The following is a 10531-nucleotide window of genomic DNA, read 5'->3' on the forward strand; positions in this document are numbered from 1 at the left end:
TTTTGTTGATAGGGTGCCGCCACACCCTACCCCACTCAACGGACCGCTACCAAGCCCCCTGCAGCGAGCTGACCCGGTTGCGCCCGCTGCTTTTGGCTTCGTACAGGGCCTGGTCGGCATCGTTGAGCCAACTGGTGGCGTCGGCGTGGCTGGGCTGATACGGCGCCAGGCCGATGCTCAAGCTGACGCGCAAGGTCGGGTCCTGGGCGTAGGCCAAGGCGTTGAACCGATCACGCAGGGCGTCCATCACTTGCGTGGCACGGTTGAGCGGCATGTCCGGCAGGATCACGCAGAACTCATCGCCGCCGTAGCGCCCGGCCAGGTCGCTGGCGCGCAGGTTCTGGCGCAACACCTTGCTCAGCTGGCGCAGCACGATATCGCCGGTGACATGGCCGTAGGTGTCGTTGATGATCTTGAAGTGGTCGATATCGATCAGCGCGATGGCGGCGCCGGCCGGGCCACGGCGGCAGCGCTGGAATTCGATTTCCAGGTGGTCTTTCCAGGCACCGTGATTGAGCAGGCCCGACAGGCTGTCGGTGCGGCTCAGGGCCAGCAGTTCGCGCTTGTGCCGCGCCAGGGTCACGGCCTGGCGGTAGCAGATCCAACCCAGGGCCAGCGGATACAGCATCAGGATCGGCAGGCAGGCATACAACTGGGCCTGAGTGGTGACAGCGACAAATGCCGGCGCGAACATCAGCAGCGCGGTGGCGACGCCCAGCGCCTGGGCCACCCACCCCGCCAGCATGAAGCGCGGCCCGCCGATGGCAACGTTGTTCATGCTCATCATCGACAAGGTCGTGACGCTGGGCAGCGGGTTGAAGTGCATCGCGCCGACCCAGAAGCCACCGCAGAAGGAATCGAACAACAGATTGCGGCGCTCACTGCGCAGTGCATGAGCGGCACGCAAGGACGCTTGAAACGCCAGGTGCGGCCACGCAAACGCATTGATCAACATCCATAACCACACCCATATAGATGGATTGAGCGGATACATCGCAAACGCCACGCAAACAAAGCCGAGCGTCAGCCCCAGGAGGCGGGATGTGTACAAGCGCGAAGCGAGCGGAAGTCCGTTTCCTCCGGCGGCTGACATGATGGGGGGCATCCTGAGTGGATGCCTGGAGTCTATCAGGGCAACGGCAAATCGCCACTACTGCTTACCGGCTAATGCTTCAGTGCGAAAACCCGCGTGCCAGCATGAGCGCCACACCCAGCAACATCACCGCTGTGATCCGCTGCAACAGTACGCGCCGCTTGGGGTTCTCCAGCACGTGCTTGATGCGCTGGCCGAAATAGCAATACAGACAACCACTGGCAAATTGCAGCAACAGAAACGTCAAGCCAAGGATGGCGATGTCCGCCGCCGAACTGTGCTCCCCGCCGCCAGCAAACTGCGGGAACACGGCGCTGAACATGATGATGGTCTTGGGGTTGGAAAAGCCGGTCAGCAAGCCCTTGCCGAACAGACTGCGCGAGCCCTCCACGGCGCCGGCCTTGTCGATCGACACACCGCTGCTGGTCCACTGCTTGTAGGCCAGGTAAAGGATGTAGGCGACCCCGACAAACTGGATGGCCTGGGTGATCGCGAGGTTGCCCTTGATCAGCTCCGAAAAGCCCACGGCAAAGATCAGGATCGAAATCAGGTACGACACACTGGCGCCAATCTGCGCCGGGATCGAACTGCGCAAGCCATCCTTCAAGCCCAGGCTCAGCAACAGCAGAGTCATGGGGCCGGGACTGAAGGTCATGGTGGCGCAAAACAACAGGAAGTACAGAAACGAAGACAGGGTTAACGCACTTGTCATGGTCCGGGACCTTGAATGGGGCGCACGCCACAGACGTGCGCCCGTGGTTTACATCAGGCGACCGCGATTTCGGTCGTCAGGGATTCTCGGTACATCAAGGCCAGGTCCGCCAGGGCGGACTTGGCGGTCTGGTTGCGGGTTTCGAACGCCACCAGGCCTTTCCAGTTGGTTTCAACGATGGCCTGCATCACGTCGGCGTAGTCGCAGTTGCCGTCGTGAATGCCGAAGTGCTGATCTTGCACGCCGTTGTTGTTGCTGAAGGAAATGCCCTTGATCAGGTGGTGATACTTGCGCACCACGGCCGCCGGCATTCCGTTCTCGATATTGGCGTGGCCGGCATCGAGGAAGAAAAACACATTGTCGTGGGCTTGCAGACGCTCGAACACGAAGGCGTATTCGGCCTCATGGGTGAAGATGTAATGGAACGGCCGGTAGTTGACGTAGTTGGACAGGTTTTCCAGATAGATATCCGTGCCCTTGCCCGCCGCGTAAGTGGCCAGTTCCTGGACTGACTTGAGGTAGTGCTCCAGGGCGACTTTCTTGGCCTTGAGCACCATTTTCGGTTCGACGATGCACCCGCCGTGAATGATCAGCGGCGCGCCCAGGCGACTGGCGATATCAATCTCTTTCTTTACATACGCCACCGCTGCCACGCGAAACGCCTCGACGTCACTGCCCAGCGGCGCCTTGAAGTTGCCATGGAAGATCGGCTTGACGCCGCTGGCGGCAATTTGGGCCTGCAGGCTTTCGATGCGCGCATCGGTCCAGTCGTCGACCATTTCGCCGAACAGGCTGCCGTCGACATACCAGTGGGTGCACTGGCCCTCAATAGCGGTTTGCAGGCCCTGTTCGGCGTCCAGGTATTTCTGGTGGGCCACACCGGTACAGAACGGCACGGCGGTGTTGATCAGTTTGCTTTCCATGGAGCGATTCCTTTCGTTGATGGAGGATCAGGCGTGTAACGGGTCAGCGAGTTCGATGGCCATGAAATCGGCCTTGGTCACGCCGCAATCCGGGCATGTCCAGTCTTCAGGCACCTCTTCCCAAGGGGTGCCCGCGGGTATCCCGTCCTCCGGAATACCCAATTCTTCTACGTACATAAAACCGCAGGGTGCGCACATATAAGTCTTCATGAGAATGCAGAATCCATTGCTCGCTTGTAGGAAATTTCGCCAACTCCTGGCGAGATGGCGCGCAGTCTAGGGGAATGGCATTGCGCCAGGCAGGTAAAGTGATGCCTAATCCGGCCTAACTTCACCGGTAAAAGCACCGGCAAACATAAGGACGTTTCATGTTGGTATCCGCCATCGCCTTTGTGGAAGGCACCCCCAAGGTCCAGCAGATCGTGGAGGCCTTCAGTCAGGCCATCGAGGCCGGTGAATGGGCGCCCGGCAGCAAGTTGCCGTCGGTGCGCGAGTTGACCGAGGTTCTCGGTGTCAGCAAGTTCACCCTCAATGAAGCCCTGGACCGCCTGCGCGGGCGCAACCTGCTCACCTCAAGCCAGGGCCGTGGCTATTTCGTGGCGATGGACAGCGCGCGCCCGGCGGCAGTGACCTGGGTCGACCTGCTGCCCCAGGACCTGCTCAGCGTGTTGCGCCGCCCCCTGGCGACCGCCAGTGGCGAACTGCGCCCCGGTGGCGGCCACCTGCCGGAAGACTGGCTGAACGGCGAGGCGATCCGCCAAGCCATGCGCAGCGTGGTGCGTGCGCCGTCGCTGCGCATTGCCGGGCTCGGCACGCCGGCCGGGCTGTTGCCGTTGCGCCAAGCGCTGCAACAGAAACTGCACGGCGACGGCCTGTCGGTGCCGGTGGAACAGATCATCACCACGCCCAACACCGTGCAAGGCCTGGACATGCTCATGCGCCTGCTGGTACGTCCCGGCGACACGGTGCTGCTGGACGCGCCCTGCTATTTCAACTTCCACGCCAACCTGGCCCTGCATGGCGTCAAGGTAGTGACCCTGGAACGTCGCCCCGACGGCTTCGACTTCACCGCCCTCGAACAGCTGCTCGCCGAGCACCGCCCCAGCCTGTACCTGACCACCAGCGTCTTGCATAACCCCACCGGCCATTCCTTCAGCCCCAGCCAAGCGTTTCGCCTGCTGCAACTGACCCAGCAGTACCACTGCCATATCGTCGAGGATGACCTGTACGGCGACCTGCACCCCAATCCACCGCCACGCCTGGCCGCCGTCGCCGGGCTGGACCAGGTCACCTACCTGTCGGGGTTCTCGAAGATCCTCAGCGCCAACACCCGCGTCAGTTATGTGGTGGCCGCGCCGCAACTGGCGGCCAACCTGACCAATATGAAGTTGATGAGCGGCGGCGTGACGTCGGAGCTGTTCGAGCAGATCGTGTACCGCATGCTCAGCGAGGGCAGCTACGCCAGGCACCGCAAGCGCATGGTTCAGCGCCTGATGGAGGCTGGCGGGCGCGTCGAGCAATGGCTCAAGCGCTGCGGCTGCGAGCTGCCGATGGCCTTTGAAGGCGGCATGTTCATCTGGGCGCGCCTGCCGCCTGGGGTCAACGGCGAACGGCTGGCCCAGGAAGCCTTGAAGCGCAGCATGGTGCTGGCGCCCGGCACGCTGTTTGGCTACGACCCGGCGCACCGCGATTTGATGCGCTTCAACGTGGCCCACAGTGATGAGCCACGGGTGCAGCGGGTGTTCGAGGCGCTGCTGGTCAAGGCGGTACGGTCAGCTTGACGGGCGGCGGTGCTGAGCCGCCGCGTCAGTCCGGCAATGGGATCACTCGCAACGGCCGCACCGACTTGTAGGAAAAGCTCGAGTAGATTTCCTTCACACAGGGCAACGTCTGCAGGACTTCCCGGGCAAACTCGCCAAACGACTCCAGGTCCCTGGCCACCACTTCGAGCAAGAAGTCATACCGCCCCGACACGTTATGACAGGCCACAATCTGCGGAATCGCCAACAGCCGTTGCTCGAACGCTCGCGCGATTTCCTGCGTGTGGCTGTCCATCATGATGCTGACGAAGGCGGTTACTCCATAGCCCAGGGCCTTGGGTGACAGGATCGCCTGGTAACCGCTGATCACCCCGCTCTCTTCAAGATGGCGCACCCGCCGCCAGCATGGCGAAGTGGTCAGGGCAACGCGGTCGGCCAGTTCGGCCACGGTCAGGCGGGCATTGCTCTGCAAGGCGTTTAACAAGGCTTTATCGGTGCGGTCCAGACGGGCGGGCATAACGTGCCTCTATTCATTGTTTCTATCGGTTTTTCTTCCATGACGCCCCGTGTTTGCGGGCGTTTTGGCAACGTTCAACTGTGGTTATGAGCATAGCATTGTAGGAAATAAGGAGCGCCTGACATGAACAATAAACACCCCGCGTTCGGATTTTCTACCCGCGCCATTCACCACGGTTACGACCCCAAGGACCATCACGGCGCCCTCGTGCCGCCGATCTACCTGTCGGCCACCTTCGCGTTTCCTACCGCCGAGTACGGCGCGGCCTGCTTTGCCGGGGACGCCAGCGGGCACTTCTATACACGCATTTCCAACCCGACCCTGGCACTGCTGGAGTCACGCATGGCCACCCTGGAAAACGGCGAGGCGGCGGTGGCGTTCAGTTCCGGCATGGGCGCGATTGCGGCGACGTTCTGGACCCTGCTGCGCCCTGGAGACGAGGTGATCGTCAGCCAGACGCTCTACGGTTGCACCTTCGCCCTGTTGCACCATGGCATCGGCGAATTCGGCATCAAGGTGCGTCATGTCGACCTCACCGACCTGGACGCGCTGCACGCGGCACTTTCCCCCGCCACCCGCATGGTCTACTGCGAAACCCCGGCCAACCCCACCCTGCGCCTGGTGGACATCGCCGCCGTGGCGCGGCTGGCCCATCAACAGCCAAATGTCACCGTGGTGGTCGATAACACGTATTGCACGCCCTACCTGCAACGGCCCCTGGAGCTGGGCGCCGACGTGGTGGTGCACTCGGCCACCAAGTACCTTAGCGGGCATGGCGACATCACCGCAGGCATCGCGGTCAGCAGTCGGGCATTGGCGCAACGTATTCGCCTGCAAGGGCTCAAGGACTTGACCGGCGCGGTGATGTCACCCCAGGACGCCGCCTTGCTGATGCGCGGCCTCAAGACGCTCGCCTTGCGCATGGACCGTCATTGCAGCAACGCCCAGGCCATCGCTGAAGCGCTGCAGGCGCACCCCGCCGTACAGTGGGTGACCTACCCTGGGCTGGCATCTTTCCCACAATACGAATTGGCAACACGCCAGATGAAACAGGCCGGCGGCATGATCGCCTTTGAGCTCACCGGTGGGATCGACATGGGCCGGCGTTTCATGAACGCGCTCAAGCTGTTCACCCGCGCGGTCAGCCTGGGCGACGCCGAATCACTGGCCCAGCACCCGGCCAGCATGACCCACTCCACCTACACCCCCGAGGAGCGTGCACAGCACGGCATCAGCGAAGGCCAGGTGCGTTTGTCGGTGGGGCTTGAAGACGTCGCCGACCTGTTGGCGGATGTGAACCAAGCATTGGCCAAATGCGCGCGGGCCGTTGCGCGCCCGACCTTGCTGGACGCCCACGCGATGAAATGACCGTCAGGCTGGCGTGATGCTTTCCCACAACGGCGACCAGACAAGTCTGATCGCCGTTATGCGTTTTTAATCTGGTTTTTTTGACGATTGGATCCCCACCCTTCTGTCAGGCTGTACTAGCATACGTCTCGGCGGGCTGCACCATCACCGCAGGTTATTCGTATTGGCTAGCATCTTGATCCCCGTCGCTATATGCCGAATGCCTGCACCGGAACTCATGGACGAATTGATGAACTCACACCTGTTCCCACATCTCGGCAAGGTCATCGCCAGCACGGGCAGTCGCCACTTCCCACGCATGCTGCATGACCTGATCCTCACCCAATTGGCAGTGGACGCCACCCACATTACGCAATTACGGGTGAATGCCGCAGGCGACACGCGCCGCAAGATCAGCCCGGTCTACACCGACTCGACGTTGGCATTGGGCGAGGAACAACCGGCCGCCCAACTGCACCTCACCCGGCGTAAAGATGATGTGCGCTATGTGCTGTCGGTGTACCGCTCCCACGACTCCGAAAACTTCTCGGCGCAAGAGCGCAGCATGCTGCAGGACTTCTCCACGCTGCTGCTGCCCATGGTGGAAAAACACATCAGCGCAATCCAGCCAAGCCCTGCGGGCGATACACCCCTGGAACCGCAACATCAGGGCATCGAGACCTTGCGCCGACGCATTCAGGAGCGGCTGGTGCAATCGGGGTTGACCCTGTCCAACCGCGAACTGGAAGTGTGCGTCGGCCTGCTGGCCGGGCGCACCGCGCCGGAGTTGGCCGAGCAACTGGCGCTGAAGGTCAACACCATCGAGAGCTACCTCAAGCGCGCGGCGATCAAGTTGGGGATCAGCGGGCGGCACTCGTTGTTGCGGTGGATGTATTCCACGGACGACACCACCGGCGCTTAAAATGTGGGAGGGGGCTTGCCCTCGATAGCGGTGTGTCAGCTTGCACATGCATTAGCTGAACCACTGCTATCGGGGGCAAGCCCCCTCCCACATTTGATCTGTGTCGGCCGGCAGTTTTCAGTCGCGGGCCAATGCCTCGATGGGGTCCAGCCGTGCCGCGTTCCGTGCGGGCACGAAGCCGAACACAATGCCGATCAGCGTCGAGCAGGCGAACGCGGTGATGATCGAGCCCACGGAAAACACCATTTCCCATTCCTTCACGAACAGCGAAAACAGATAACCGATGGCATAGGACAACGAGATGCCGATGATCCCGCCGATCAGACACACCATCACCGCCTCCACCAGAAACTGCTGACGAATATCCGACTGCCGCGCCCCGACTGCCATGCGGATGCCAATCTCGCGGGTGCGTTCGGTGACCGACACCAGCATGATATTCATCACCCCGATGCCACCCACCAGCAACGAAATCACCGCGATCAATGACAACAGCAGCGCCAGTGAGCGGCTGGTTTTCTGTACCGTCTGCATGATGCTGTCGAGGTTGTTGGTGAAGAAGTCCTTGGTGCCGTGGCGTTGCAGCATGAGCTTATTGACGTTGTCTTCCACCACCTTGCTCGGCTGGCCGTCCTTGATGCGCACGGTGATGCTGTCCAGATGACGCTGGCCCAGCAAGCGCCCCGCCGCAGTCTCATACGGCACCCACACATTCAACGCCTTGCTGGCGGCAAACATGTTCTTGTTGTCCGCCGTCACCCCAATCACCGTGCACGGCAGGTTGCCGACCAGGATCACCTGGCCCAGCGGATCGACGTTCGGCCCGAACAGGCGCTGGCGGGTGTTGTGGTCGATCACCACCACTTGCGCCTGACGCCGTGCATCGCTTTCGCTGAAGGCGATGCCCGCTTCGAGCTTGAGGCCCTTGACCTTGAAGTAACGATCGCTGACGCCGTTGACCTGTGCATCCACGTCGATGTTGCCAAAGCGCAGCAACAGGTTGCGTCCCACCACCGGGGTGGCGCTGTCGACGTAATACAGCTGGTTCAACGCGTCCACATCCGAAGGCATCAGGGTCTCGATGGCCGAGGCGCGGCTGTCACCGAAACTGGTGCCGGAAAAGATATCGATGGTGTTGCTGCCGATGGCCTGGATGTCCTTGAGCACATAGCGCTTGGCGCCCTCGCCGATGGCCGAGATCGACACCACCGAGGTGATGCCGATAACGATGCCGAGCATGGTCAACAAGGTGCGCATGCGATGGGAAATCAGCGCGACCCAGGCCATGTTGAACGCCTCCTTGAACAACCCCAGGCTCGCCACCAAGCGCCGGGCACCGCTGCGCCTGGGCTCGACCGGCGCTTGGTCGGGCAGCTGCGCCCCGGTGCTCTGATTGGCCTTGTCGCTGACGATCTCGCCGTCGCACACCTCGACGATACGCTGGGCATTCGCCGCTACCTTAGGGTCGTGGGTGACGATGATCACCGTGTGCCCTGCCGCATGCAGCTCGGCGAGGATGCGCATCACCTCCTTGCCACTCTGGGTATCCAGGGCCCCGGTGGGTTCGTCGGCGAGGATCACTTCACCGCCGTTCATCAAGGCCCGGGCGATACTCACGCGCTGCTGCTGGCCACCGGACAACTGGCTCGGCCGATGGCTGATATGCCCCGCCAGGCCCAGGCGTGCGAGCAGATCCCGCGCGCGGCTGTGGCGTTGCGTTTCCGGGGTGCCGGCGTAAATCGCCGGCATTTCCACATTGTGCAAGGCACTCAGGTGCGCCAACAGGTGGTAGCGCTGGAAGATGAAACCGAAGTAATCGCGGCGCAGTTCCGCCAGTTGCTCATCGCCCAGGGAACGGGTCTCGATGCCATTGATTTTGTAACTGCCCGCCGTGGCGTAATCCAGGCCGCCGAGGATGTTCATCAGCGTCGATTTACCCGAACCCGACGCGCCGATGATCGCCAGCATCTCACCGGCATGAATCGTCAGATCGATGCCTTTGAGCGCAATGAACTCGCGCTCACCGGCCATGAAACTGCGGGTGATGCCCTTGAGTTCCAACAGAGGTTGGGTCATGGCTCAGTTCCCCGCCACGGCAGGCGTAGCATCGCCGATCACGACTTTATCGCCCTCGACCAGGCCGTCGAGGATCTGCACCTTGACGTTGTTGTTGATGCCGGTCTTGACCTCACGCACCAGCGCCTTGCCCTTGGCGTCCAGCACCCGCACCGCATAGCTGCCATCGGCATTGCGCGGCCCGAGTGCCGCCACCGGCACCATCAGCGCCGCCTCGGCGGTGTCGAGCACGATGCGCACCTGGGCGGTCATGGCGATGCGCAGGCGGTGGTCGGGGTTGGGCACGTCAAACAGCGCGTTATAGAACACCGCCGTATTCTGCTTGGGCGTGCCGGCGGTCTGGGTTTCCAGGAAGTTCTGCGGCGCAGGTTCAGTACCCCGCAACTTGGCGTAGTAGCGTTTGTCGGCCTCGCCGAGGATGGTGAAATACACCTGCTGGCCGGGGCTGATATGAATCACATCGGCTTCCGAGACCTGGGCCTTGACGGTCATGGTGTCCAGGTCGGCCAGCTTGAGCAGCACTGGCGCGAGCTGGCTGGCAATCACGGTCTGGCCTTCCTGGGTGACGATGCCCACCACATCACCGTCGATGGGCGCATTGATGCGGGTGTAGTCCAGGTTGATCTTGGCGGTGTCGATCTGGATGTGTGCGCTTTTGATCTGGGCGTCCAGGGCCAGCAGATTGGCCTGCTGTACCTGGTAGGTAGACTCGGCGTCTTCGAAGTCCTGGCGCGACACCGACTCATCGTCCTGCAAGCCCTTGTAACGCTCATACACCGACCTGGCCTGCTTGAGCTGCGCCGCCGTGGCACGGCGTTGGGCCTGCAGGTTTTCCTCATCGACCTGAGCTTTGCGCAGGGTGTTCTGCAGGATCAGCGGGTCGATTTCGGCCAGCCACTGGCCCTTTTTGACCTTGTCGCCGACCTTGACCTTGAGAGATTTCAACTGGCCGGAGACCTGGGCACCGACGTCGACCTGCTTGACGCCCTCCAGCAGGCCGGTGGCCAGAACGGCGTTCTCGATATCGCCGCGCTCGACCGTGGCGGTGAGGTACAGGGGCGCATCGGCGGGGGCCTTTACGGTGTAGATAATCAATGCGACGGCAATGGCCAACACTGCGAATATGCCGATTTTGCGTAACTTAAACGTTTGCATAAATGACCATAAAGTTGGGCTTTTTG

General features: G+C 61.8%; 10 protein-coding genes. 3 read left to right on the forward strand and 7 right to left on the reverse strand.

All coding sequences use genetic code 11. From position 1 onward, the window contains the following. Positions 1–46 precede the first annotated feature (46 nt). The 4 genes from SC318_RS15345 to SC318_RS15360 form a co-directional block, all read right to left on the reverse strand. On the reverse strand, positions 47–1093 hold the full coding sequence (locus SC318_RS15345) for a diguanylate cyclase (RefSeq protein ID WP_320427480.1): 1047 nt from the start codon (positions 1091–1093) through the stop codon (positions 47–49). A 79-nt stretch (positions 1094–1172) separates the two neighbouring features. Continuing rightward, positions 1173–1805, reverse strand: a complete 633-nt coding sequence (locus tag SC318_RS15350; protein ID WP_124387038.1) for a LysE family translocator — start codon at positions 1803–1805, stop codon at positions 1173–1175. 53 nt (positions 1806–1858) lie between these two features. After that, on the reverse strand, positions 1859–2728 hold the full coding sequence (locus tag SC318_RS15355) for a sugar phosphate isomerase/epimerase family protein (RefSeq protein ID WP_320427481.1): 870 nt from the start codon (positions 2726–2728) through the stop codon (positions 1859–1861). Positions 2729–2755: 27 nt separating this feature from the next. Further along, positions 2756–2938: a rubredoxin gene (locus SC318_RS15360; protein WP_306493388.1), complete on the reverse strand. Its 183-nt coding sequence runs from the start codon at positions 2936–2938 to the stop codon at positions 2756–2758. A 158-nt stretch (positions 2939–3096) separates the two neighbouring features. Here SC318_RS15360 and SC318_RS15365 point away from each other — a divergent pair, with 158 nt between their 5' ends. After that, positions 3097–4509, forward strand: coding sequence for an aminotransferase-like domain-containing protein (locus SC318_RS15365; RefSeq protein WP_320427482.1), 1413 nt, complete (start codon positions 3097–3099; stop codon positions 4507–4509). A gap of 25 nt (positions 4510–4534) precedes the next feature. Here SC318_RS15365 and SC318_RS15370 read toward each other — a convergent pair whose 3' ends face one another. Beyond that, a complete protein-coding gene (locus tag SC318_RS15370) occupies positions 4535–5005 on the reverse strand; it encodes an Lrp/AsnC family transcriptional regulator (protein WP_320427483.1) in 471 nt (156 codons plus the stop codon). A gap of 123 nt (positions 5006–5128) precedes the next feature. Between SC318_RS15370 and SC318_RS15375 the strand changes: the two genes are divergently transcribed. Further along, entirely contained in the window at positions 5129–6373 is a 1245-nt protein-coding gene (locus SC318_RS15375) for a methionine gamma-lyase (RefSeq protein ID WP_320427484.1), read from the forward strand. 229 nt (positions 6374–6602) lie between these two features. Next, the gene (locus SC318_RS15380) at positions 6603–7274 is read left to right on the forward strand and encodes a helix-turn-helix transcriptional regulator (protein ID WP_320427485.1); all 672 of its coding nucleotides are present in this window, start codon (positions 6603–6605) and stop codon (positions 7272–7274) included. A gap of 117 nt (positions 7275–7391) precedes the next feature. Here SC318_RS15380 and SC318_RS15385 read toward each other — a convergent pair whose 3' ends face one another. Together SC318_RS15385 and macA are read right to left on the reverse strand one after the other, a co-directional pair. Next, on the reverse strand, positions 7392–9350 hold the full coding sequence (locus tag SC318_RS15385; RefSeq protein ID WP_320427486.1) for a MacB family efflux pump subunit: 1959 nt from the start codon (positions 9348–9350) through the stop codon (positions 7392–7394). Between the two features lie 3 nt (positions 9351–9353). Further along, positions 9354–10505 (reverse strand): macrolide transporter subunit MacA, encoded by a 1152-nt coding sequence (macA, locus tag SC318_RS15390; protein ID WP_320427487.1) that lies wholly within the window; start codon positions 10503–10505, stop codon positions 9354–9356. Positions 10506–10531 lie beyond the last annotated feature (26 nt).

Origin of the sequence: Pseudomonas sp. MUP55 (assembly GCF_034043515.1) — a bacterium.
In the GTDB taxonomy this organism is placed as follows: domain Bacteria; phylum Pseudomonadota; class Gammaproteobacteria; order Pseudomonadales; family Pseudomonadaceae; genus Aquipseudomonas.

Excerpts from the sequence above, each read along its gene's own strand:
- SC318_RS15380 (WP_320427485.1), top strand. The coding sequence starts at position 6,603 with ATGAACTCACACCTGTTCCCACATCTCGGCAAGGTCATCGCCAGCACG.
- SC318_RS15355 (WP_320427481.1), bottom strand. The coding sequence starts at position 2,728 with ATGGAAAGCAAACTGATCAACACCGCCGTGCCGTTCTGTACCGGTGTG.
- SC318_RS15345 (WP_320427480.1), bottom strand. The coding sequence starts at position 1,093 with ATGTCAGCCGCCGGAGGAAACGGACTTCCGCTCGCTTCGCGCTTGTAC.
- SC318_RS15350 (WP_124387038.1), bottom strand. The coding sequence starts at position 1,805 with ATGACAAGTGCGTTAACCCTGTCTTCGTTTCTGTACTTCCTGTTGTTT.
- SC318_RS15365 (WP_320427482.1), top strand. The coding sequence starts at position 3,097 with ATGTTGGTATCCGCCATCGCCTTTGTGGAAGGCACCCCCAAGGTCCAG.
- SC318_RS15370 (WP_320427483.1), bottom strand. The coding sequence starts at position 5,005 with ATGCCCGCCCGTCTGGACCGCACCGATAAAGCCTTGTTAAACGCCTTG.
- macA (WP_320427487.1), bottom strand. The coding sequence starts at position 10,505 with ATGCAAACGTTTAAGTTACGCAAAATCGGCATATTCGCAGTGTTGGCC.
- SC318_RS15385 (WP_320427486.1), bottom strand. The coding sequence starts at position 9,350 with ATGACCCAACCTCTGTTGGAACTCAAGGGCATCACCCGCAGTTTCATG.
- SC318_RS15375 (WP_320427484.1), top strand. The coding sequence starts at position 5,129 with ATGAACAATAAACACCCCGCGTTCGGATTTTCTACCCGCGCCATTCAC.
- SC318_RS15360 (WP_306493388.1), bottom strand. The coding sequence starts at position 2,938 with ATGAAGACTTATATGTGCGCACCCTGCGGTTTTATGTACGTAGAAGAA.